The organism is Phytobacter cepae, assembly GCF_054165735.1.
The window spans coordinates 2035661-2058949 of record NZ_CM135107.1; the positions used below are offsets into that span (position 1 = coordinate 2035661).

Annotated in this window: 19 protein-coding genes and 1 pseudogene; 17 read left to right on the plus strand and 3 right to left on the minus strand. The window is 51.0% G+C overall.

The features are described from left to right. Positions 1 to 23: 23 nt before the first annotated feature. Together ACUY4Q_RS09525 and ACUY4Q_RS09530 are read left to right on the plus strand one after the other, a co-directional pair. A complete protein-coding gene (locus tag ACUY4Q_RS09525; protein ID WP_458046782.1) occupies positions 24 to 3677 on the plus strand; it encodes a glycosyltransferase in 3654 nt (1217 codons plus the stop codon). A 5-nt stretch (positions 3678 to 3682) separates the two neighbouring features. Then, positions 3683 to 3832 (plus strand): annotated as a pseudogene (locus tag ACUY4Q_RS09530) (hypothetical protein); the annotation flags it as partial. On the opposite strand, the gene ACUY4Q_RS09535 reads toward ACUY4Q_RS09530, so the two are convergent. Continuing rightward, positions 3821 to 7381 (minus strand): glycosyltransferase, encoded by a 3561-nt coding sequence (locus ACUY4Q_RS09535; RefSeq protein WP_458046783.1) that lies wholly within the window; start codon positions 7379 to 7381, stop codon positions 3821 to 3823. The pseudogene ACUY4Q_RS09530 and the gene ACUY4Q_RS09535 sit on opposite strands and share 12 nt — an antisense overlap. A 262-nt stretch (positions 7382 to 7643) precedes the next feature. On the opposite strand from ACUY4Q_RS09535, the gene ACUY4Q_RS09540 reads away from it, so the two are divergent. The 12 genes from ACUY4Q_RS09540 (at position 7644) to sdiA (ending at position 19347) form a co-directional block, all read left to right on the plus strand. After that, positions 7644 to 8786, plus strand: coding sequence for a DegT/DnrJ/EryC1/StrS family aminotransferase (locus ACUY4Q_RS09540; RefSeq protein WP_458046784.1), 1143 nt, complete (start codon positions 7644 to 7646; stop codon positions 8784 to 8786). A gap of 286 nt (positions 8787 to 9072) precedes the next feature. After that, positions 9073 to 9789 (plus strand): WbqC family protein, encoded by a 717-nt coding sequence (locus tag ACUY4Q_RS09545; protein ID WP_458046785.1) that lies wholly within the window; start codon positions 9073 to 9075, stop codon positions 9787 to 9789. Then, entirely contained in the window at positions 9776 to 10741 is a 966-nt protein-coding gene (locus ACUY4Q_RS09550; RefSeq protein WP_458046786.1) for a hypothetical protein, read from the plus strand. The genes ACUY4Q_RS09545 and ACUY4Q_RS09550 overlap by 14 nt, the downstream gene beginning before the upstream one ends. Next, positions 10741 to 12024, plus strand: coding sequence for an ATP-grasp domain-containing protein (locus ACUY4Q_RS09555; RefSeq protein ID WP_458046787.1), 1284 nt, complete (start codon positions 10741 to 10743; stop codon positions 12022 to 12024). The genes ACUY4Q_RS09550 and ACUY4Q_RS09555 overlap by 1 nt, the downstream gene beginning before the upstream one ends. 93 nt (positions 12025 to 12117) lie before the next feature. After that, a complete protein-coding gene (locus ACUY4Q_RS09560; RefSeq protein WP_458046788.1) occupies positions 12118 to 13191 on the plus strand; it encodes an FkbM family methyltransferase in 1074 nt (357 codons plus the stop codon). 397 nt (positions 13192 to 13588) lie between these two features. Further along, positions 13589 to 14308, plus strand: a complete 720-nt coding sequence (gene fliA, locus ACUY4Q_RS09565; RefSeq protein ID WP_437433992.1) for an RNA polymerase sigma factor FliA — start codon at positions 13589 to 13591, stop codon at positions 14306 to 14308. Between the two features lie 60 nt (positions 14309 to 14368). Then, entirely contained in the window at positions 14369 to 14920 is a 552-nt protein-coding gene (gene fliZ, locus ACUY4Q_RS09570) for a flagella biosynthesis regulatory protein FliZ (RefSeq protein ID WP_458046789.1), read from the plus strand. A gap of 85 nt (positions 14921 to 15005) precedes the next feature. After that, positions 15006 to 15806: a cystine ABC transporter substrate-binding protein gene (gene tcyJ, locus ACUY4Q_RS09575; RefSeq protein ID WP_458046790.1), complete on the plus strand. Its 801-nt coding sequence runs from the start codon at positions 15006 to 15008 to the stop codon at positions 15804 to 15806. 103 nt (positions 15807 to 15909) lie between these two features. Next, positions 15910 to 16896, plus strand: a complete 987-nt coding sequence (gene dcyD / locus ACUY4Q_RS09580) for a D-cysteine desulfhydrase (RefSeq protein WP_458046791.1) — start codon at positions 15910 to 15912, stop codon at positions 16894 to 16896. 21 nt (positions 16897 to 16917) lie between these two features. Further along, positions 16918 to 17586: a cystine ABC transporter permease gene (tcyL, locus tag ACUY4Q_RS09585; protein WP_458046792.1), complete on the plus strand. Its 669-nt coding sequence runs from the start codon at positions 16918 to 16920 to the stop codon at positions 17584 to 17586. Beyond that, a complete protein-coding gene (tcyN, locus tag ACUY4Q_RS09590; RefSeq protein ID WP_458046793.1) occupies positions 17583 to 18335 on the plus strand; it encodes an L-cystine ABC transporter ATP-binding protein TcyN in 753 nt (250 codons plus the stop codon). The genes tcyL and tcyN overlap by 4 nt, the downstream gene beginning before the upstream one ends. A gap of 289 nt (positions 18336 to 18624) precedes the next feature. Next, positions 18625 to 19347 (plus strand): quorum-sensing transcriptional regulator SdiA, encoded by a 723-nt coding sequence (sdiA, locus tag ACUY4Q_RS09595; RefSeq protein ID WP_458046794.1) that lies wholly within the window; start codon positions 18625 to 18627, stop codon positions 19345 to 19347. A 71-nt stretch (positions 19348 to 19418) separates the two neighbouring features. Here sdiA and ACUY4Q_RS09600 read toward each other — a convergent pair whose 3' ends face one another. Both ACUY4Q_RS09600 and ACUY4Q_RS09605 read right to left on the minus strand, forming a co-directional pair. Then, entirely contained in the window at positions 19419 to 19643 is a 225-nt protein-coding gene (locus tag ACUY4Q_RS09600; protein ID WP_458046795.1) for a DUF2594 family protein, read from the minus strand. A 4-nt stretch (positions 19644 to 19647) separates the two neighbouring features. Continuing rightward, positions 19648 to 19710 (minus strand): hypothetical protein, encoded by a 63-nt coding sequence (locus ACUY4Q_RS09605; RefSeq protein WP_458047306.1) that lies wholly within the window; start codon positions 19708 to 19710, stop codon positions 19648 to 19650. 392 nt (positions 19711 to 20102) lie between these two features. Here ACUY4Q_RS09605 and uvrY point away from each other — a divergent pair, with 392 nt between their 5' ends. From uvrY to pgsA, 3 genes are read left to right on the plus strand one after another with little or no spacing between them, the layout of a single operon-like run. Continuing rightward, positions 20103 to 20756 carry a UvrY/SirA/GacA family response regulator transcription factor gene (uvrY, locus tag ACUY4Q_RS09610; RefSeq protein ID WP_458046796.1) on the plus strand — a complete coding sequence of 218 codons (654 nt, stop codon included), beginning with the start codon at positions 20103 to 20105 and terminating at the stop codon, positions 20754 to 20756. Then, positions 20753 to 22585, plus strand: a complete 1833-nt coding sequence (uvrC, locus tag ACUY4Q_RS09615) for an excinuclease ABC subunit UvrC (RefSeq protein ID WP_458046797.1) — start codon at positions 20753 to 20755, stop codon at positions 22583 to 22585. The genes uvrY and uvrC overlap by 4 nt, the downstream gene beginning before the upstream one ends. Before the next feature lie 56 nt (positions 22586 to 22641). Further along, a complete protein-coding gene (pgsA, locus tag ACUY4Q_RS09620; RefSeq protein WP_458046798.1) occupies positions 22642 to 23190 on the plus strand; it encodes a CDP-diacylglycerol--glycerol-3-phosphate 3-phosphatidyltransferase in 549 nt (182 codons plus the stop codon). The last annotated feature ends 99 nt before the right edge of the window (positions 23191 to 23289 follow it).

The window sequence follows — 23289 nt, forward strand, 5'->3', positions numbered from 1 at the left end:
TCCGACGATGTTGAGGATGACAGATGCGAAGTATATTAATCAGCGTCGATAAACTAGACGTTTACTCTGCCCACACCTGCGAAGCGCTGGATGTGACCGATGCCTTACTGGCCGCAGGTTGGCAGATTGATATCATGACCTCTGCCGCGGGCAAAGTGCTGACCCACGAAATTGAACAGCGCGCTGCAACAGGCCGCTTCAAGGTGATAACGGAGTCACGGGGGCACCTCGCGGCACGCTACGACGCCATCTGGATCTATCGCGGTTACTTTCACGATCTGCTGTTGGACGCATTGACCGAACAGCGTCTGGCCGGGGCGATGATTTTCCGCCATTTCAGCGACTACAACGATCTTTATATCCCTTACGGCGTGCAACTGGAGAACCAGCTTGCCACCCTGACGCTTGGGCAGTCGACGCGCAGCAACAACATACTGCTGCAAACGGGCATTGAAAGTGCCCAACTTCAGACGCTGCCCTGGACCGTGGCGGAAAAATTTGCGGCGTATGAGCGAACCCGTACAACCCAGGGTTTGCAGAAAATCCTCTACGTCGCCCCCAAAATGACGGCTGAAATGTATGAAATTCAGCAAAAAGCCGGCGAAGAGGGGATCCAGCTCGACTGGTTGGATCTTTCTTCACAGAGGACAGGCATTGAACCTGCCTGGCTTGAACAGTATGACGTCGTTATCGGCAATGAAGACAGCGTACCGAAAGCCTTATCGCTCGGCATTCCGCTATTTCTGGCGAATGAAGGTTATGTGGAAGGCTACCTCAACGAAGATAATGTTGAGCGCCATGAAAACGAACATTTCTGCGCGCTAACCCTGCGCAACTGCCCGGATGCCGAAGAGTGGCTGGAACTGCTGAAAAACGGTTATCCCAGCGCGCTTAAATGGGTTACTGCGCATCGGTCAGACTTCATCAAGAAATGGCACCTTGGCAGCATGCTGGATGCCATTTTTTCAAAGCCGCTGGCAGAAAAGCCGCTCCATATTAATGAAAAAGCCCGCTATGCACTGAACTTCCACAGCAAAGCGGTCATCGCTCAGCAGTCGACTGACTACTCCATGTCCCGCTGGCTTGACGATCGTCAGTTAAGCGCGGCTCGCCGGGAGGCATTGCTCTCGTTTGCCCGAAGCTATCCGGAAAAGGGCAGCATTGGCGTGATCGTTGTCGACCCACAGACAGACGGTGCTGCCCGCGAAAAAACGCTGGCTACTGTTCATACGCAATCGTTGCCACCCGTCAGCGTCGACGTCATTAGCGGGCAGGCGAGTCCGGCTTCCGCCATCAATACCCTGTTAGCTGAACGCAGCGCCGACGCCATGCTGATTATCCCGGCAGGATTTACCTTGCTGGACGATGCGCTGCTGCGCTTTTGTGAGCAGCGCCTGCACCAGCAAAACGCCTGGCTGTTCTACTGCGATGAGATGACCCGGGAAGAAAACGGCGAGCCGCAGCTGGCGATCCGCCCGGACGTGAATATCGATCTCTTGCGCGGCATCCCTTATGTGGGCGAAGTGCTGTTGTTCTCACGAGATATGGCTTTGCAACTGGGTGGGCTGGATGCACGTTATTCTCATGCGCCGTTAATCGACCTGCTCTGGCGCTTTGTTGAAGCCCAGGGCGCAGGGGCATTGGGGCGTGTGGCGGATGTGCTGGTTGAGAGTCCGTATCTGCCCTCACAGTGGTCAAGCTCTGCCGAGGTTCAGCAGGAATGCCAGGACATTCTGTTATCTCACCTCTCGCGTCTGGGGATCCGCGCGACGCTGGAGGAGGGGATGGCACCCGGCGTGGCACGTGTCCGTTATCACTGGGATGCCACGCCGCTGGTTTCTGTCATCATTCCTACCCGCGACCGGTTTGCGCTATTAAAGCGCTGCGTTGAAAGCCTGATGGAAAAAACGCGCTATACCCGCTACGAATTGCTGATTGTCGATAACCAGTCCGTTGAGGAAGATGCCTGCCGTTTTCTTAACGATCTGGCGGATTCCGGTATCGAGCAGGTTCGCGTTTTACGCTATGACGCGCCGTTCAATTTTGCAGAAATTAACAATGCCGCATCGCAACAGGCGCGGGGCGAGGTGCTGCTGTTCCTCAATAATGATTGCGAAATCATTGACGGAGAGTGGCTGGGGGCGATGGTTGAGCAGGTGCTCCGGCCCGAAGTGGGCGTGGTGGGTGCGCGGCTGGAATACAGTGATGGCCGCATTCAGCATGGCGGCTACCTGGTCGGGGTGGGGCCGGGCGCGGAGGTGGCTTTTGACGGGGCCGACGGCAACAGCAATGGCTACCAGCACTACCTGAAAACTCCCCGCAATCTGGCGGCGGTCAGTGCATCGTGCATGATGGTACGTAAAGAGGTTTTCTTCGCCCTGAACGGCCTGAATCAGGAGGCGTTACCCCTGTATCTCGCCGACGTGGATTTCGGTCTGCGGGCACAAAAGTCAGGTTATCTCAACGTCTGGACCCCTTACGCACGTGTGAAACATATGGGCGGGGCAACCCGCTTAATGGGGCAGCAGTTCAAGGTCCAGGAGCGACCGCTTCGCGAAGACTACGCGACCCTACGCCGCGAGTGGAAGGAAGGGGTACTGGCGGAACCCGCTTACCACCCCTTAATGCAAAAAACCGGGACGCCGTTCACCCTGAGCGAACACACGGCACGTTTTCGTCAGCCTCTGCCGGGAAGACCGCTGCCTGTCGTACTGGCCCATCACGTAAACTGGCAGGGCAATGGTCACCACCGCGTCATGCAGCCTTTCAAGGCGCTTGAGCGTCATCTGCATATGGAGGGCGCGCTCATCAGTGCGATTCCAGGGCTGATGGAGACGGCACAATTACAACCGGATGTGGTGTTGCTGGAGCTGGTAACGGGTAGCCGTTTCCCGGAAATCATTACCCAGCTGCGTGAAGTTAACAACGCCAAAATTGTTCTGGAATATGATGATAACCTGCTGAACATCCCGCTCAAAAATGGCACCCGGCAGCACTTCCCGCAAAAAGCCCTGAAGACGTTCCGCAAGGTCATCGACAGCGCCGACTGGCTGGTGGTCTCAACCGAACCGCTGGCCGAGGCGTACAGCCGTTTCCATTCGGATATTCGCGTGGCCCTTAACCGACTAGCACCGGACCAGTGGGGGCATCTGCAAAGCCAGCGTGGCGTGGGTGAAAAAATCCGCATTGGGTGGGCAGGAGGCAGCTCTCATAGTGGCGATCTGGAGATCCTGTTGCCGCTTATCAAAGCGCTGGAAGGGCAGGTTGAATGGGTGTTTATGGGCATGAAACCGCGCAATGTGCGTTGCGAGTTCCACCCGGGCGTCCCTTTTGATATGTACCCGGAAAAACTGGCGTCGTTGAACCTGGATCTTGCCCTGGTGCCGCTGGAGGCTAACCACTTTAACGAGTGTAAAAGCAACCTGCGCCTGCTGGAGATTGGCACCTGCGGGGTGCCGATTATCGCGACCAACCTTGCGCCTTATCGCTGCGGTCTGCCGGTCACTCTGGTCGAAAACCGCTTCAAAGACTGGATGAATGTCATTCAGGCGTTTATCAACGACCCGCTATTACGTGAACGGCAGGGCGATGCCCTGCGCGAAGCGGTGCACCGTGACTGGTACCTGCGTGATGCCGGGCTGGATGACTGGCGTAAGGCGTGGTTACCATCACGCTAACGGCAATGTCTGATGGCGCTTCGCTTATCAGGCCTACGGTGACTGCGCTGATAGCGGACCGTAGGCCGGATAAGGCGTTTACGCCGCCATCCGGCAAAACGAATACAGAGGGCCGGAACAGATTTTTGTTCCGGCCTTTTTGTTTAGTCAGGTAGCCAGCAGCGGGCGTGGGTGAGCAGATTTTCACCCTGCAACAGGCCGCTTTGCATGACCCCGGCTTTCAGGGCATCGCCAAGCTTGTGCGTTGCCGGGAGGTCATGAAGGTGCATGTCGATAGCATCGAGCCAGTGGCGGGCGCGGTTTTCGACACGGGTTACCGTTAACGCGTTACGCAGGCTGATGATGTCACTGCAAATGACCGGGACGCCGCAGGCGCCAAACTCCAGCAGTTTTACCGCGCTGCTATGACGATTCCATGGCGTATCTGCAAGCGGCAACAGTGCAAGGTCGAGATCCAGACTGGCCAGTTTACGCGGGTAACGTTCAGGACTGACTGCCGCATGGAATTCACTGACGACCGGGCGCAGAGAAGGTGGGCAATAGCCATAGAAAACCCACTCGACCCGATCGGCAAGTTGGCCGACAAGTTTATGAATGATTTCCAGGTCCGCAACGTTGCCTGCATCACCCACCCAGCCGACGCGTGGTTTTTTCCCTCTGTTACGCAGGCTGGAAAGCGCACCCCATTGCGATGGTGCAAGCCACGTGGGCAAGACACGAATATCCTGATGCATGCCGGCACAACTCTCTGCCATCAACTCACTGGCGACAATCAGCCTGTCAACATGAGCGACGGTGGTACGCAGTGCGCGTTCAATATCCTGCGGGTAATCCCCACGAGCAGCGGCGTTGGCAGGCAGTGCCGGGAGGTACTCATCCAGGTCAAAGACCGTCATTACCGGCGTGATTTTTTTGCTGCGCTGCAGCCACTCTTCCATAAACGGCATAATCTGCCGCTGGATGATGATAGCGCTCGGCTCAATGCGGGCAATGTCGACATAGCTACGCGCACGACGGCTGACGACGCCCTCCATCAGTCCGGCATCGTGCAGCGTGTCCAGGGCTGACACCAGGCGCGGGTAGCTGCCCGGCTGTTTATCGAGGGCAAAAGGCATCACCACCGGCAGAGGCCGCCAGTGCAGTGGTTGCCAACGCGTCGGGTCGTCAAGGACCAGCTCAAAACCGGCATTATCCAGCGACAGGTTGGGGTTGTAGGCCGGATCGTTAGCGATGAGCGGCAGCCATTTTTGGTACATGACGTCCTGCTCGGCCATAAAGCGCTGGCGTTTTTTCTCCTGCGCGGTTTTATCCACTTTATTCTGACTCACGCTGCCTTCATGCATGACGACCGCATACGGCGTCCAGACGGTCAGATAACCGGCCTGTCTGGCTTTAAGACACAAATCCACGTCGTTATAGGAGACGGTAAAGTTCACTTCGTCTAACCCGCCGACCTCTTCGTACAGTGATTTTCGGATCAGCAGACAGGCCGCCGTCACGACGTTGTAATTTTGATCTGCCTGTAGGCGGTGCATATAGCCCGGGCGGTCAGGTTCGCTGTCGATAAAGGGATGATCGGCAGGGCCGCGCAGGCCAAGCACCACGCCCGCATGTTGGACCCGGCTGGTGGGATAAAGCAGTTTTGCCCCGACGATCCCCACTTCAGGACGCAGGCCATGGTTAAGCATGTGATCCAACCAGTTGCCGTTAATGATGGCGGTATCGTTGTTCAGCAGGACAAGGTACTCCCCGCGCGCTTCCCGTGCTGCCATATTGTTAATCGCGGAGTAGTTAAACGGATGCGGATAGCGCAATACCCGAATTCGACCCGGATCAATACCGGCGATCCCCTCCAGCCACTGCTGGGCTTCAGGCGTTTCACTGTTGTTATCGACGATCAACAATTCGTAATTGGCGTAAGTGGTTTTTTCCAGCAGGCTGGTGACGCAGGGAATCAGTACGGCAAGCTGATCTTTGGTGGGAATAATGATCGACACCAGGGGCCGTTGCTGATGATGATAACGCAGGGCATAGAGGCCCTGCTGCGGCGCCTCAACCGTACCGTTCTGGTAGCCACGGTGGTGCAAATGTTGCGTCAGGATCGCGACTTCCTCGGCCTCGGCCGCCATCACAGGCGGATGGGCTTTCACAAAGGGTTCCGGCAGATGGCCCGCGAACTGTATGCCTTTATGTTCAATCAGTCGGGTGATCATTTCAAACTGCCAGGCGTGAGCATATTGTGGATTAAATCCACCCAGCGCCAGCAGCGTGTCGGTGCGAAAAATCCAGTGGCGTGCCATCTCGGCCGGGCAGCTTAGCAGCAGATCGAGGTTGAAATCCGGGCGTAGCGCGGTCCCCACAATCCGATCGCCATCCTGGTAAATTTCATCGCCGTAAATGGCATCGCATCCTGCTGCGCTGTCCAACGCCAGATCGAACGTCAGCATGCCGCTCTTAATAAGCGTCTCGCCCGCCTGTAAGAACAGGATCCAGTCACCGGGGTGCCCGGCAACATAAGTATTGATGGCGTTAATACGATCCGCAGAAGAGGCAAGGATTGTCGTGACCTGCAGTTCGACAGCGTCACTGCTTAATACCACGGGTTCTATTGTCAGCCCATATCCCGTCCAGGCTTCCAGGCTTGCCAGGGTGATCGCCGTGGCTTCTACAGAATGGCCCTGCTGGTCGATGATGACGCAAAGCGTTTGCTGCGTACCGCGACGTTGTTGGAAAGCCTCTGCGTGAGCCTGTTGGCGGGCGGTGAGTTGTCGTTCATTTAACCACTTACCCATTTGCCAGCTTTGATAGTCACGCTGAGAGCGTTGCAAAGACTCAAGAACTCCACGCAGCAAGTTTTCCTGCTGGAACCGTGTGGGATCGCTCATCGGCGCGACGCGCACCAGCTGATTTTGCTCTTTATCACCTTTGTACCAGCCGAGTTCACGCAACACTTGCGGCATACGGGTGTAGGTCGTACTCACGATGTCACGGAATTTTTCTGATTTGGCAAGCTGGCTGCTTTGCGATTCCGTCACGCGAAACGCGGAGAGCGTGTCGCTAACATATGCCAGGTTGCCAAGATGCAATAACTTAACGAAAACCGCCATGTCTCCCAGGAAGGGCATGCTTTCGCCTTTGAGCAAGAAGAGATCGTTGCCGAAAGCAACGAGATCATCGCGATAGCAGAGTATGACGCTCGGCTCACCGACGAAGTTAAATAAATAATCGGTGAAAAAAGCAAGAGCATCTGCGCCATTCAGGATAACGTCCCCGGCAAAGGGATAGGCGGTCGCGCCAATGTCTACCAGGGGGTTGCCGTCTGCATCAATTCGCATGCGACGTGAAGAGGCGAGTCGGTTATTCGGGGCTGATTCAAGCGCTGCGACCAGCCGTGTGACGCAGTCGGCATAAATAATATCGTCGTCATAGAGGAATTTAATATATTTCCCCTTAGCAAGATGCACACCACGCAATACGTTGCCTTCTTCATTGAGACGAATTTCGTTTTTATAATAGCGAACCGGAATAGCGGAACGGGCTGCATATCGCTCACTCACGATACGAATAGTGTCGTCCAGGCTGTCATCGCAAATAACAATTTCAAGGTTAGACCAGCTTTGGTTGAGGGCGCTCAACAGCGCAGTCTCAAAAAAGACGGGGTTATAGGCCGGGACAACAATACTCACCAAAGCATGTTCGTTCATCTTTTCTTCCGTTAAGCAAACCCACGCGTGTACGCGCGTAAGGGATCGTGAACCGATCGATGCCTCAATTTGCCATAATGTCCTTTAATACCAGTTGGTAAATATCCGCCGTTTTGCTGCTCTGTTCAGGTGATAGCAAGGTTTCACTCGCCAATGAACTCAGGAAATGGCCCTGGAAAATGGTGCTGTTTTGCCGATAAGTCAGCAGAGGCGACGGTATGATGAATTATCATCACTCGTGCGCATGTGCGTGAAGGGTTCTATGGGCAAGAATATATACGTTACCAGTCCGCTTATGCCGCCACTGGAAGAGTTTGTGCCTTATTTAGAGAAAATATGGCAAAACAAAAACTTAACAAATGGCGGCAGTTTCCATCAACAGCTGGAAGCTGAGCTTGCGCGCTATCTCGGTGTGAAGCACGTTTGCCTGTTTGCCAACGGAACACTGGCTCTCTTAACAGCACTGCAGGCGCTGCGAGTGACGGGCGAAGTCATTACGACGCCTTACTCTTTTGTGGCGACGTCTCATACCTTGTTATGGAACGGGCTGACGCCTGTTTTTGCCGACATTGATCCCCATACGTTTAACATCAACCCCGATCGCGTCGAAGAACTGATTACCCCTAATACCACCGCGATTATGCCGGTCCACTGCTACGGTATCCCTTGTGATGTAGACCGAATACAGAAAATCGCGGACATCTATGGCCTCAAGGTGATTTACGACGCGGCACACGCTTTTGGGGTGAAAAAAGAGGGGACCAGCATCCTCAACCACGGCGACCTTTCCGTGTTGAGCTTCCACGCCACAAAAGTCTTTAATACCTTCGAAGGCGGGGCCATCATTTGCCACAATGAGCGCACTAAGCAACGCATTGATTATCTGAAAAACTTTGGTTTTGCCGGGGAAACAACCGTCGTTGCGGCGGGAATTAACGGCAAGATGAACGAAGTGCAGGCGGCGTTTGGTTTGTTGCAACTGCAACACATTGCGGGCGCTTTTGATAAACGTGTGGCGCTGGATGCCCGTTACCGCAAATTATTGCAAGGCGTGGCCGGAGTCAGCGTGCTGGATGTCCCTGATGACATTGACTGGAATCATGCCTATTTCCCGGTGCGCATTGGCCCTGATTATCCGTTAAGCCGTGATGCTATTTACGAATTGCTCAAGCAAAACGGGATCATGTCACGCCGCTATTTCTACCCGTTAATTAGCAGCTTCCCGATGTATCGCGGATTACCCAGTGCGGCGAAAGGGTTGTTACCTCAGGCAAATCTTGTCGCTGATGAGATTCTATGTTTGCCCATTTATCCCGATCTGGAATTTGAAGAACAGGAAAAGATTGTCGACATCATCCAGTCGCCGCTAACGGTTCAACCCTCGTTGTTTGAAAAAGTATCCTGATACACCCTACTGTAAATAAGCATTTGATTGTCGAAAAAAAGCCATAAATGTATGGCTTTTTTTCCATTGACTTAAGCCAGGTTATGACACTATGGGCTTATAAATAAAGTCCTTTTCCCTGCACTTCAGCAAATTTTTAGCGCATTGGTTGCTGTAAGCCACGGGCGGTAGCCTGTGTTTTCATACCTGTTGCGCCAGGTTCCCAGGGATCGTATCTGCGGCAGTGCCTGCTGCCTGTTCAGATTGTCTTTCTCGCATAATGCCGTATAAAGCAAGCTGGTGTTAAATGAAAATAGCAATAATGCAGCCTTATTTCTTCCCCTATATTGGCTATCTGAGTTTAATTAAACAGACGGATAGAATGATATTGCTGGACGAGGTCCAGTTTATACGTCATGGGTGGATTGAAAGAAACAGAATTTTAAAGCCAGAAAGTGGCTGGCAGTATATTTCGGTTCCACTCATTAAAAAAAGCTATACCACAACGATAAAAGATACTGAAATTAATAACAGTAGCGACTGGAAGACGAAATTAGTCAGACAGGTTGAGCACTATAAAAAACGAGCGCCGTTTTACAGAAAGACATTAGCCGTACTGGAAGACGCGTTGAACATTGAGACGCAGAGCATTACCGAGTTGAATATGCATGTTCTGGGCTCTGTATGTGCCTATCTTGGTATTCAGGCCAATATTTCAATTTTTTCACATTTAAATATGCAGATAGAGCCCCCCTCAGCGCCAGATGAATGGGCGCTCAATATTTGCAAGAATATTGAGGGTGTCTCTGAGTACTGGAATCCTATTGGAGGGATGGAATTCTTTGATAAAAGCAAATATCTCTCCGCCAATATTAATTTAGTTTTTCAAAAAAATCATCTCCCAGCCTATCGCCAACTTAAACCGAATGCGGAATTTGAAGCGGGTCTGTCTATCATCGATGTGATGATGTTTAACTCTCCTGAAGATATTAATGTGATGCTGGATAACTATGAATGCTTATAGAGAGTTTGGCGGGTTTCTTGAAATGGAAACCGGGCGTGGCAATCTTTATCATGATAATGCCACCTGTCTTAATTCTGCTCGTAATGCCTTAAAATATATTATTCGTTTGCACGGCGTTAAAAGATTGAGGGTACCGGATTTTACCTGTCCGGTCATTTGGCAAGCAATAAAAGAAGAAAATTGTGAAATTATCTTTTATGCTGTGAATAAAAAAATGGAACCCGTTCTACAGGGGATTCAAAGTGATGAGTATATTCTCTGTAATAACTATTTCGGCGTTCAGTCTCAGCTTGTTGAAACCATTGCAGCCCAATACCCCAACCTGATTGTCGACAATGCCCAGGCTTTCTTTTCTCCTCACCATGCGAAAGCGACAATATACAGTCCCCGGAAATTTTTCGGATTACCAGATGGTGGCATGGCGATCACCTGTGGAAAATTGGATGAACAGTTTGTCCGGGATCATTCCTGGCAACGATGCTCACATTTGTTAAAACGCCACGATCTGGGGGCCAACGCCGCCTATGCCGATTTTTGCGAGGCGGATAATCAGCTGAATGCACCAGAAATCAGGCTCATGTCAAACCTGACGAAAAATTTCATGTCGGGTATTGATTATGCTTATGTGAAAGAACGTCGTCGTGAAAATTTCGCTTTACTGCATCACACCCTTTCGCCAATAAACAGACTGGATATCACGCTTACCGACGACGATGTTCCAATGGTTTATCCGTTACTTATTGAACAGGAAGGGATTAAAGCAAAACTTATCGCTAAAAAAGTGTACGTAGCAACCTACTGGCCACATCTGGAGGAAGTTTGTGCGAAAGAGAGTGATGCATTATATCTCAAACATAACCTGATTCCCTTGCCTCTGGATCAACGTTATGGACACGATGATATTGTGGCAATGTTAAAAATCGTTCAGGACGTCCTTGCAGGAAATGAATAATGAGTGCTGGAAAAAAAATTAACGTACTGGTTTTCCCATGCGGTGCTGAAAATGCGAATGAAATATATCAATCGCTGCGTTATTCATTACATGTGAATATCATTGGGGCTTCTAGCGTAGAAGATCACGGCAGGTTTACTTTCCCGAATTATCTTTCTGACATACCCAATATCAACCATCCCCAGTTTGAGGCGGTGTTCGCCGATATAATAAAAGATCATCGCATTGAGGTGGTTTTTGCTACCCACGACACCGTGGCAGAAGCGCTTGCACCGTTAGCAAATGCGCTCGGCTTTTTTATGGTTAATGGCGACCCCTCTGCAACCCGTATAGCGCGTAGAAAAAGTCTTTCCTATGACCTGTTCCAGGATTGTGACTGGGCGCCAGATTATTTTCAGAGCATCGATGATATTACGAAGTGGCCGGTCATCATTAAACCCGATTTAGGTCAGGGCGGGCAGGGCGTAACGCTTATCAATAATAGCGAAGAAGCGGTCTTAGCCTGCAAAAATATCGCGTCGCCGGTTATTGTTGAATATCTTCCCGGCGGGGAATTGACCGTGGATTGTTTCACCAGTCGCAAAGGTGAGGTTGTCTGGATGGGGCCACGTACACGTGAGCGTATACGTGCAGGTATTACCATGCGTTCGCAGTCGGTTGAGCTGACTGAAGAATTGGCCGTCATTGCCCGGACCATTAACAGCAGAATGACGCTACGCGGTCCCTGGTTCTTTCAGCTAAAAGCCGCTCAAAACGGTAAGTGGAAGCTGCTGGAAATTTCCTGCAGAGTGAGTGGCACCATGGTTTTCCAGCGTGCTCAGGGGATCAACCTGCCACTGATGGCCATCCATGATTTTATGGGCAGGGATGTTGCTGCCCTGCCGAATAAAGATGTCACGTTAATAGATCGCTGCATTAGTACCAAGGCGCGGGTCAATCGCGACTACAAAAACGTGTATGTAGATCTTGATGATACGCTCATTATTAACGGTTTCGTTGTACCTAAAGTGATCGGGTTCATTTACCAGTCTATTGCTGAGGGTAAGAAAGTCTACCTGATTACCCGCCATGAGTTTGATGTCCATCAAACACTGGAAAAGGTCAGAATTTCTCCCGCAGTGTTCGACGGTATTTATCATGTACAAGATAAAGAAAGTAAGGCCAATTATATTAAGCCAGATTCGATATTTATCGATAATTACTTTATCGAAAGAAGAGACGTATATGAGAAAACGAAATGTCTGGTGCTTGATGTAGACGCGGTGGATCTTTTACTGCGGTAAATCTTTAAACCGAAAGATGATGCCACCTTATGGATAAAATCTTTGTAGATCAAAGGTTTTTAATCTTACCTAAAAACATATTTTGGGGTTGTTATGACGATTAAACACGGCGAGTCAATTCGCCAGTTATGTGACGAATTTATGAGCGGTAGCACCCCTCGTTATATTTTTGGCAGAACACCCTATGCTGCAGATATCATTGCGCATATAAAACCTGATGGAGTGATTGACGATTTTACCACCGATACCGCATTTAAGGACATTCCGGTGGTTAAATTGGCTGACGTTCCCAAACAGTCGATCGTGATATCTTCTATTGTTGACGGAAGACCCGTTACTGCCAGTAAAGTCATTAAAGATAGCGATTTACGTGGTCTTGACTATTTTAGTTTTAAAAAATATTCAGGCCTGACGTTAAGAGAGCCAACGCATGTGAGTTCATCAGCGTTTAATATTGATCATGCAAACCACCGCGAAAAATATGCATCTGTTTTCAACCTATTAGCTGATGAGGCTTCGAAAGAAACATTCACACGTTTGGTAAATTTCAGATTGACTGAAGACCTGGAACAATTGTCCTGGTTCTCATTCCGACCCGCGGATATTTACTTTGAATCCTTTCTTGGGTTAGATGCTAAAGATATTGTTTTTGCCGATGTAGGCTGCTTCGACGGTGAAACGACCCGCGATTTTATTCGCCATTATCCAGACTATAAAAGTGTTCATCTGTTTGAGCCTGAACCGGGCCAAATGGCAAAAATTAAATCTAAGCTTCAAGATCTCAGAGAGATACATTTCCATGAGTATGGCGTGTCAAACCAGGAAGGCCGCTTGAGATTTACCTCTTCCGGCATCTGGTCTCACATGGATGAAGAAGGCGATATCGAAGTCAAAATCAATACCTTAGATGCCCTGGTAAATGAAAAAATTTCATTTATAAAAATGGATATCGAAGGTCATGAATATGCGGCCCTGGAAGGTTCGCGCGAACACATTCTGAACGATCATCCGGTATTGGCAATCTGTGCGTATCACCTTGTGGACGATTTCTGGAAGCTACCCGAGCTGATTTTCTCCTTCCGCTCAGATTATAAGCTTTATATGCGTCATTACACCGAAGGCGTGCTTGAAACGGTATTTTATTTCGTTCCAGAAAAAACAGCCTGATCGCTGTATTTATTTGTAAAGGCATCAGCTAACGATGCCTTTTTTTAGCGCCTCAGTTAATAAATGCCGCTTTCTTTTTATCCAACACTGCTCATGCCGGTTGCCCCCCGCACCCTCAGACAAAGCCGCGCGCGTCAGCAGCAACCTTGTTAAGAAACTGATACATATAAGCAGGTTAGTTCTTAACCTTGAATATTTGTTATTCAAAACCCCGCTTTTTTATCCTAAAAAAAGCCGTCCCGTCTTGTGCCATAGCTGGCCAATTAATGCGATTCAGAGCACATAAAATTTTTATTACTGCAAATAACGCCCATTTCACCCACTATTCATCCGATTAAAACCCCTACAGAATCGGATAATCATGCCGATAACTCAAACTAACGCAGGGCTGTTTATCGTGAATTCACTGTATACCGCTGAAGGTGTAATGGATAAACACTCGCTGTGGCAGCGTTATGTTCCGCTGGTGCGTCACGAAGCATTGCGCCTGCAGGTGCGTCTGCCGGCGAGTGTGGAACTGGACGATCTGCTACAGGCGGGCGGGATCGGGTTACTGAATGCAGTTGACCGATACGACGCTCTGCAAGGAACGGCATTTACCACTTACGCAGTGCAGCGTATTCGTGGGGCAATGCTGGATGAACTGCGCAGCCGTGACTGGGTGCCGCGCAGCGTCCGGCGTAATGCTCGCGAAGTGGCACAGGCGATGGGGCAACTTGAACAAGAGCTGGGACGTAACGCGACGGAGACAGAAGTGGCGCAACGTCTTGGTATCCCTGTTGAAGAGTACCGTCAGATGCTGCTCGATACCAACAACAGCCAGCTTTTTTCCTACGATGAGTGGCGGGAAGAGCACGGCGACAGTATTGAGCTTGTCACTGACGATCATAAACAGGAAAACCCGTTATTCCAGTTACTGGAAAGTAATTTGCGTCACCGTGTCATGGAAGCCATTGAGTCCTTGCCGGAACGCGAACAGCTGGTTCTGACGCTTTATTATCAGGAAGAGCTCAATCTTAAAGAGATTGGCGCGGTCCTGGAAGTCGGGGAATCACGGGTAAGTCAGCTTCATAGTCAGGCCATAAAACGCTTACGTACCAAGCTGGGTAAGTTATAGGGTTGGTTGTCTGTTAACCCTGGAAGATGCCGCACATTGCATTGACAACCAGGAGTTATCATGACGGTGCAGCAACCTAAAAGACGGCCACTAAGCCGCTATCTTAAAGACTTTAAACACAGCCAAACGCATTGTGCGCATTGTCACAAGCTTCTCGACCGTATCACTCTGGTGCGTCGGGGCGAGATTGTGAACAAAATCGCGATTTCCCGCCTGGATATTTTGCTGGATGAGGCTGCATGGCAGGAAGAGCAGCAGGAATGGGTCGCGCTCTGTCGTTTCTGCGGCGATCTGCACTGTAAAGAGCAGAGCGACTTCTTCGACATCATCGGTTTTAAACAATTCCTGTTCGACCAGACGGAGATGAGTCACGGCACCGTTCGTGAGTATGTGGTACGTTTGCGTCGCCTCGGCAATCACCTGACCGAGCTGAATGTTTCCCGCGACCTGCTTGATCAAGGGTTCCCTGATGAGAATCTGGAGCCCTGGCTACCCACCACCAGTACCAACAATTACCGCATCGCGTTACGCAAGTACGCGCAATTTAAAGCGCAATCACATTTCAATGTGATGCAAAAAATCGCGGTCGGCGCACGATCTGATATATATTAAAAATGAATAACATCTAACGGAAGGGGTCTTGTGCTTTATGACAAGGCCCTTACCCTGTTTTTAAAATTTATCATTCGGGGTCATTATGAAACTTGCACTTCTGGGTCGTCAGGCACTGATGGGCGCGATGGCGGTTGCGCTGGTCGCCGGGATGAGCGTGAAAACCTTCGCAGCGGAAAATCTGCTGGCGAAAGTGAAAGATCGCGGTACGTTGTTGGTCGGACTTGAAGGAACCTACCCGCCGTTCAGTTTCCAGGGCGACGATGGCAAACTTACCGGCTTTGAAGTCGAGTTTGCGCAGGCGCTGGCGAAACACCTGGGTGTTAAAGCGGATCTTAAGCCGACCAAATGGGATGGCATGCTGGCTTCTCTGGACTCTAAACGCATCGACGTGGTGATTAACCAGGTGACCATTTCGGAAGAGCGTAAGAAGAAATATGATTTCTCTACGCCGTACACCGTCTCTGGTATCCAGGCGCTGGTGAAAAAAGGCAATGAAGGCGGCATCAAATCCGCGGCGGATTTGAAAGGTAAAAAGGTCGGTGTCGGTCTGGGAACCAACTACGAAGAGTGGTTGCGTCAGAATGTTCAGGGTGTCGATATTCGCACTTATGATGATGACCCGACAAAATATCAGGATCTGCGCGTTGGGCGTATCGATGCCATCCTGGTTGACCGTCTGGCGGCGCTGGATCTGGTGAAGAAAACCAAAGATACGCTGGCGGTCGCCGGTGATGCGTTCTCTCGTCAGGAGTCGGGTGTTGCCCTGCGTAAAGACAATGATGATCTGCTGAAAGCCATTGATGCAGCGATTGCAGATATGCAGAAAGATGGCACCATGAAGGCGCTCTCTGAAAAATGGTTTGGTGCCGACGTAACGAAATAATCGTCGGGACGACAAAAAGGCGCTAAATTTAGCGCCTTTTTTTATTTACGCGCTGTATATGTGCATAATTAAAGGCAAAACCTGTTCCGCAACCGGAGGATCCATGTCCTTGCATAACCTGACCCGCTTCCCGCGTCTGGAATTAATTGGTGCGCCCACGCCGCTGGAGTATCTGCCCCGTTTTTCTGACTATATGGGACGCGATATCTTCATCAAGCGTGATGACGTCACGCCAGTGGCGATGGGGGGGAACAAGCTGCGCAAATTGGAGTTCCTCGCTGCAGATGCATTGCGGGAAGGGGCGGACACGCTGATCACCGCAGGCGCTATTCAGTCAAACCATGTGCGTCAAACTGCCGCCGTCGCGGCCAGACTGGGTCTCCACTGTATTGCGCTATTGGAAAACCCGATCGGTACCACGGCGGAAAACTATCTAACTAACGGTAATCGCCTGTTGCTTGAGCTATTTAATACCCAGGTCGAGATGTGTGATGCCTTAACCGATCCGGTGCGTCAGCTTGATGAACTGGCAACACGCATTGAAGCGCAGGGGTATCGTCCGTATGTGATTCCGGTAGGCGGTTCGAATGCCTTAGGCGCCCTCGGTTATGTTGAAAGTGCGCTGGAGATTGCCCAGCAATGTGAAGGCGCGGTCAGTCTCTCTTCAGTGGTGGTCGCTTCAGGCAGTGCAGGCACCCATGCCGGGCTTGCGGTCGGGCTTGAACAGCTTCTGCCCGAGGTTGAACTGATTGGTGTCACCGTCTCGCGTAGCGTTGCCGAGCAGCAGCCCAAAGTGGTGACGTTGCAACAGGCCGTTGCCCGGTCTCTTGAGGTGGAGGCGAAGGCCGACATTCTGTTATGGGATGACTATTTTGCCCCTGGCTACGGCACACCTAACGATGAAGGCAGTGAAGCAGTAAAATTGCTGGCGCGCCTGGAAGGGATTTTACTTGACCCGGTCTACACCGGAAAAGCGATGGCAGGGCTGATCGATGGCATTAACCAGAAACGGTTTAAAGATGAAGGGCCCGTTCTGTTTATTCATACGGGTGGTGCACCGGCGCTCTTCGCCTACCACCCTCACGTTTAATCGCAAGGCGTAGCAATCATAATGCAAGAGAGCTTACAACTGATTCTGGACTCCGCGCCCTTCCTGCTCAAAGGTGCTGTTTTTACGCTCCAACTGAGTATTGGTGGCATGATTTTTGGCCTGCTGCTGGGTTTTGTGCTGGCCCTGATGCGCATGTCCCCTGTCTGGCCCGTGCGCTGGCTGGCACGCATCTACATTTCAATATTTCGCGGCACGCCGCTTATCGCGCAGCTTTTTATGATCTACTACGGTTTGCCCCAGTTTGGAATCGAGCTGGATCCCATTCCCGCGGCGATGATCGGTTTGTCGCTCAATACGGCAGCCTACACGTCTGAAACCTTACGCGCGGCGATTTCCTCCATCGATAAAGGTCAGTGGGAGGCCGCAGCCAGTATTGGGATGACGCCCTGGCAGACGCTCAGGCGCGCCATTCTGCCGCAGGCTGCTCGCGTCGCCTTGCCGCCGCTCAGCAACAGTTTTATTAGTCTGGTGAAAGATACCTCATTGGCCGCGACGATTCAGGTGCCGGAATTGTTCCGCCAGGCGCAGTTAATCACCTCCCGCACGCTGGAGGTTTTCACCATGTATCTTGCCGCCTCTCTGATCTACTGGGTGATGGCGACCGTTCTCTCCGCCTTACAAAACTACTTCGAAAATCAGCTTAATCGTCAGGAGCGTGAGCCGAAATGAGTGCCATTGAAGTGAAGAACCTGGTGAAGAAATTTCACGGTCAGACGGTGCTGCACGGTATCGATCTGGAAGTAGAAGAGGGGGAAGTGGTCGCCATTATCGGGCCGAGTGGCTCGGGTAAAACCACGCTTTTGCGTAGCATTAACCTGCTGGAACAGCCGGAAGATGGCTCCATTCGGGTCGGCCAGATTACCATTGATACCGGGCGGGCGCTGAGCCAACAAAAGGCGCAAATTCGTGAGCTTCGCCAGCGCGTGGGTTTTGTTTTCCAGAGCTTCAACTTATTTCCTCACCGTACCGTGCTTGAAAATATCATCGAAGGGCCGGTGATTGTGAAAGGAGAAGGGAAGGAAGAGGCGTCAACGCGGGCGCGTGAACTGCTGGCAAAAGTGGGCCTGAGCGGTAAAGAGACCAGCTATCCCCGGCGCTTATCAGGCGGGCAGCAGCAGCGGGTGGCCATTGCCCGTGCGCTGGCAATGCGCCCGGATGTGATTCTGTTTGATGAACCGACCTCGGCGCTGGACCCAGAGCTGGTGGGCGAGGTCCTGAATACCATACGTCAGCTAGCGCAGGAAAAACGAACCATGGTCATCGTCACGCATGAGATGAGTTTTGCGCGTGATGTCGCCGACCGGGCCATTTTTATGGATCAGGGGCGGATTGTCGAACAGGGCCCTGCGAAGTCGCTTTTTGCCGATCCGCAACAGCCGCGTACCCGGCAGTTTCTGGAGAAATTTCTGATGCAGTAACCCACTCAGGGTCTGGAAAGGTTAATTCCCGATCCTGAGAATAAGTAAAACTTAAGTTAAATTTATTTCTGCTAATTTATTACAGCCACATCTGTCGGGGATATATCCCCCGCTGTCTCAAAACCTTCAGGCAACCCGAGGAAACCTAACCTGTTTTGCCTGAATATTGAACCCAGGTTTCAAATTATTTCCCCCATAGAAAGATATTTTATACTTATAAAAAAGTTTTATGTGTTAATTTATTGTATTCATAATAATGATGATTAGTGGCAGGGGTGATATCCGTCAGATGTGGGAGAATGACTTTTTTAAGTGGCGCAAAGAGACGCTACTGCGTTTTCAGGAGATGAGCTGCACGGATGAAGTATATTCTGAGTTGAAGCGTCAAACGCAGGAACTGGAATATGACTATTTTTCGCTGTGTGTTCGCCACCCGGTGCCCTTTACTCGTCCTAAAATCAATATCGAATCGTCATATCCCGAGGTGTGGATGACGCATTACCTGGCGGAGAATTATTCCGCTATCGATCCGGTACTGAAGGCGGAGAATTTTATGCACGGCCATCTGCCGTGGAATGACACCTTATTCCACGAAGCGCCGATGCTGTGGGACGCTGCACGGGATCACGGACTACGTAAAGGGGTCACTCAATGCATGATGCTGCCTAATCACGCACTCGGTTTTCTCTCGGTGTCGCGGGCCAGTACGCTCGGCAAAGTAAGGGAAGGTGATGACCTGGAGTTGCGTTTACAACTGCTGGTGCAACTCAGTCTGCTTGCGTTGGTCCGATTGGGCGACGATATGGTTACAGCCCCGGAGATGAAATTCAGCAAGCGTGAAAAAGAGATTCTGAGATGGACAGCGGAAGGGAAAACCTCGGCGGAAATCGCAATAATTTTATCGATTTCAGAGAATACGGTGAACTTCCATCAAAAGAATATGCAGAAGAAGTTTAACGCGCCGAATAAGACCCAAATTGCCTGCTATGCTGCCGCAATCGGGATGATTTGAGCGTCACAACGGTTCTGCGTGCCAGACGAAAACCGGCTGCCAGCCAATCATTAGCCACCAGCCGGATTCGCTTACTGACGGTAAGCCTGCTTAATCTGCTTAACGGTGTTTGAGAACACTGCCGCCTGAGCGTCATCTTCCAGACCCGCGATTTGCTTCTCCATTTTCAGGATTACGCGACCCGCATCAGCCTGTCCCATCGCCTGCAACATCAGCGTGACCATTGCCTTCAGGCAGGAGACTTCCTGAGCCAGTTCCTGGCTATTATCAGCAGTGGTGAAATCAGGGGTGCTCATGTAATTACCTCGTTACGTTACAGTATCTTCGCGCGACATAGAATGTCAAAGCGGCGGAGTATACCACAACATTTTAGTAAATCAGCAGTGGTTGTTTTTTGAACTCCCCGTCGGCGGTTTATTAAATTAAACTGTTGCCGCTTATTCGTTTTCCAATATTGCTCTGCAAATATATGTTTAACCGAGGTATTGCGCCGGTTAATTATTGTTACAACTTTCATTTTTATATTCAGCGCGCCCACTGACTTTTGGGTAACTTTTTGAAAGCTGATTTTTGAATTGTACTGTTGTCCCTCCCGCGTGTTGCGGAAGTTTCCACACCATGTACAGGTTAATTTCCAAAAACGTGCGTCAAATGCAGGGCGCTGCATTATTTACCTTTCATTACCATGATAAAAACCGTTAGTATGAGAGGAATTAGTTTGCAGCAGCGTCACCCCCTCTTCTGGAGATATTCCTTTGATCAACGTACTTCTTGTTGATGACCACGAACTTGTGCGCGCAGGGATACGACGCATTCTCGAAGATATTAAGGGCATAAAAGTTTCTGGCGAAGTTTGTTGCGGTGAAGATGCCGTTAAATGGTGCCGGAGTAATTCCGTCGACGTGGTATTGATGGACATGAACATGCCCGGTATCGGCGGCCTTGAAGCAACGCGTAAAATAGTGCGTCTTAATGTCGATACCAAAGTCATCATGTTAACGATTCACACTGAAAATCCTCTGCCGACCAAAGTGATGCAGGCCGGTGCTGCAGGTTACCTGAGTAAAGGCGCGGCGCCACAGGAGATGGTGAACGCCATTCGCTCGGTCCATGCCGGGCAGCGTTACATCGCCTCTGATATTGCTCAACAGATGGCATTGAGTCAGATCGAGCCCGAAGCCGATTCACCGTTCGAGAGTTTGTCTGAACGCGAATTGCAGATTATGCTGATGATCACCAAAGGTCAGAAGGTCAATGAGATCTCTGAACAACTGAACCTCAGTCCTAAAACGGTGAACAGTTATCGTTATCGTATGTTCAGTAAATTGAACATCCACGGTGACGTTGAACTGACGCACCTGGCAATACGCCATGGTCTGTGTAATGCGGAGACGTTAGCAAGTCAGTGAATGAAGTTTTCGATTCAAAAGCCTTCCTTAAGACCGTGACCAGCAACCCCGGCGTTTACCGTATGTATGACGCCGGCGGCACGGTCATCTACGTTGGCAAAGCCAAAGATCTCAAGAAGCGTCTTTCGAGCTACTTTCGTAGCCACCTTGCGTCGCGTAAAACCGAAGCGCTGGTGGCACAAATAGCGCAAATTGACGTCACGGTGACCCATACCGAGACAGAAGCGCTACTGCTTGAACACAATTACATCAAACTCTATCAACCGCGCTACAACGTCTTGCTGCGCGATGATAAATCATATCCTTTTATTTTCCTGAGTGCAGATACGCACCCTCGGCTGGCAATGCACCGTGGGGCAAAGCATGCGAAAGGGGAGTATTTTGGCCCGTTTCCTAACGGCTATGCCGTTCGTGAAACCCTGGCGCTGTTGCAAAAAATTTTCCCGGTACGCCAGTGCGAAAACAGCGTCTACCGCAACCGCTCGCGTCCCTGCCTGCAATATCAGATAGGCCGTTGCCTTGGGCCTTGTGTTGCCGGTCTGGTGAGCGAAGAAGAGTATGCGCAGCAGGTCGAGTATGTGCGTCTGTTCCTCTCGGGAAAAGACGACCAGGTATTAACCCAGCTAATCGCGCGAATGGAAAAGGCCAGTCAGTCGCTGGCGTTTGAAGAGGCTGCGCGCATTCGCGATCAAATCCAGGCCGTACGACGCGTAACCGAAAAACAGTTTGTCTCTAATTCGGGTGACGATCTGGATGTTATCGGTGTGTCGTTTGATGCCGGTATGGCATGCGTCCACGTGCTCTTTATTCGTCAGGGTAAGGTTCTGGGGAGCCGCAGCTATTTCCCGAAGGTTCCCGGCGGTACGGAACTGGAGGAGGTGGTCGAAACCTTTGTTGGGCAGTTCTATCTGCAGGGGAGCCAGATGCGCACGCTACCGGGCGAAATCCTGCTCGATTTTACCCTCAGTGATAAAACGCTGCTGGCGGACTCACTCTCCGAACTGGCGGGGCGTAAAATCAATGTGCAGACAAAACCTCGTGGGGATCGCGCGCGTTATTTAAAACTGGCGCGTACCAATGCGGCCATAGCATTGAGCACCAAACTGGCTCAGCAATCCACCGTCAGTCAGCGACTTACCGCACTGGCAACGCTCCTGAAGATTCCGGAAGTCAGGCGCATGGAGTGTTTTGATATCAGCCATACTATGGGCGAACAGACGGTGGCGTCTTGTGTCGTGTTTGATGCGAATGGCCCGCTGCGCGCCGAATACCGTCGTTACAACATCACCGGCATTACCCCTGGCGATGATTACGCTGCAATGAATCAGGTGCTGCGTCGACGTTATGGAAAAGCCATTGAAGAGAGCAAGATCCCGGATGTGATCATCATCGATGGCGGCAAAGGCCAACTGGGGCAGGCGAAAGCCGTGTTCGCGGAACTTGATGTGCCCTGGGATAAAACCCACCCGCTGTTACTGGGCGTAGCAAAAGGGGTCGACCGTAAGGCCGGTCTGGAAACGCTGTTCTTCGAACCGGAAGGGGAGGGATTCAGCTTACCGCCGGATTCACCCGCGCTGCACGTTATTCAGCACATTCGTGATGAATCGCACGATCATGCGATCAGCGGTCACCGTAAAAAACGGGCTAAAGTAAAAAATACCAGCAGCCTTGAGACGATTGAAGGTGTTGGACCGAAGCGCCGCCAGATGCTGCTAAAATACATGGGCGGTCTGCAAGGGCTGGTGAATGCCAGCGTCGAAGAAATTGCAAAAGTGCCGGGCATCTCGCAAGGCCTGGCAGAAAAGATCTACTACTCGTTGAAACATTAGGGGCTCTGTAGCAACATAGGGTCAAAATTTACTGACAACAGACAGTTACCGTCATTATGCAATTTAATATCCCTACGTTGCTCACCCTGTTCCGCGTCATCCTGATTCCATTCTTTGTGCTGGCGTTTTATCTCCCTGTTCCGTGGGCTCCTTTTGCTTCCGCACTGATTTTTCTTGTTGCCGCGGTAACAGACTGGTTTGACGGGTATCTGGCGCGTCGCTGGAACCAGAGTACGCGTTTTGGCGCGTTTCTTGATCCGGTTGCCGATAAAGTGCTGGTTGCGATCGCCATGGTCATGGTGGCAGAGCATTACCATAGCTGGTGGGTGACGCTGCCTGCGGCCACCATGATTGCGCGTGAAATTATCATCTCTGCCCTTAGGGAGTGGATGGCCGAGCTGGGTAAGCGTAACAGTGTGGCCGTGTCCTGGGTTGGGAAAGTCAAAACCACGGCGCAGATGGCTGCTTTGACCTGGATGTTATGGCGTCCAAATGAGTGGGTCGAGTGGGCAGGGATTGCGCTGTTCCTTGTTGCTGCGGTTCTGACATTGTGGTCAATGCTGCAGTATTTGAACGCTGCACGCGGCGATTTGCTCGATCAGTGATCGTATCGCGTTAATTTTCATCAAACGATCCCGGTTTTGAAAAATAACGTTGACTCAGTGCGCCAGGTAAGTAGAATGCATCGCATCAGACGGCAGCGC

Bases quoted from the DNA above. Each gene is read 5' to 3' on its own strand.
- ACUY4Q_RS09525 (WP_458046782.1), top strand. From the start codon at position 24: ATGCGAAGTATATTAATCAGCGTCGATAAACTAGACGTTTACTCTGCC.
- ACUY4Q_RS09535 (WP_458046783.1), bottom strand. From the start codon at position 7,381: ATGAACGAACATGCTTTGGTGAGTATTGTTGTCCCGGCCTATAACCCC.
- ACUY4Q_RS09540 (WP_458046784.1), top strand. From the start codon at position 7,644: ATGGGCAAGAATATATACGTTACCAGTCCGCTTATGCCGCCACTGGAA.
- ACUY4Q_RS09545 (WP_458046785.1), top strand. From the start codon at position 9,073: ATGAAAATAGCAATAATGCAGCCTTATTTCTTCCCCTATATTGGCTAT.
- ACUY4Q_RS09550 (WP_458046786.1), top strand. From the start codon at position 9,776: ATGAATGCTTATAGAGAGTTTGGCGGGTTTCTTGAAATGGAAACCGGG.
- ACUY4Q_RS09555 (WP_458046787.1), top strand. From the start codon at position 10,741: ATGAGTGCTGGAAAAAAAATTAACGTACTGGTTTTCCCATGCGGTGCT.
- ACUY4Q_RS09560 (WP_458046788.1), top strand. From the start codon at position 12,118: ATGACGATTAAACACGGCGAGTCAATTCGCCAGTTATGTGACGAATTT.
- fliZ (WP_458046789.1), top strand. From the start codon at position 14,369: ATGACGGTGCAGCAACCTAAAAGACGGCCACTAAGCCGCTATCTTAAA.
- tcyJ (WP_458046790.1), top strand. From the start codon at position 15,006: ATGAAACTTGCACTTCTGGGTCGTCAGGCACTGATGGGCGCGATGGCG.
- dcyD (WP_458046791.1), top strand. From the start codon at position 15,910: ATGTCCTTGCATAACCTGACCCGCTTCCCGCGTCTGGAATTAATTGGT.
- tcyL (WP_458046792.1), top strand. From the start codon at position 16,918: ATGCAAGAGAGCTTACAACTGATTCTGGACTCCGCGCCCTTCCTGCTC.
- tcyN (WP_458046793.1), top strand. From the start codon at position 17,583: ATGAGTGCCATTGAAGTGAAGAACCTGGTGAAGAAATTTCACGGTCAG.
- sdiA (WP_458046794.1), top strand. From the start codon at position 18,625: ATGTGGGAGAATGACTTTTTTAAGTGGCGCAAAGAGACGCTACTGCGT.
- ACUY4Q_RS09600 (WP_458046795.1), bottom strand. From the start codon at position 19,643: ATGAGCACCCCTGATTTCACCACTGCTGATAATAGCCAGGAACTGGCT.
- pgsA (WP_458046798.1), top strand. From the start codon at position 22,642: ATGCAATTTAATATCCCTACGTTGCTCACCCTGTTCCGCGTCATCCTG.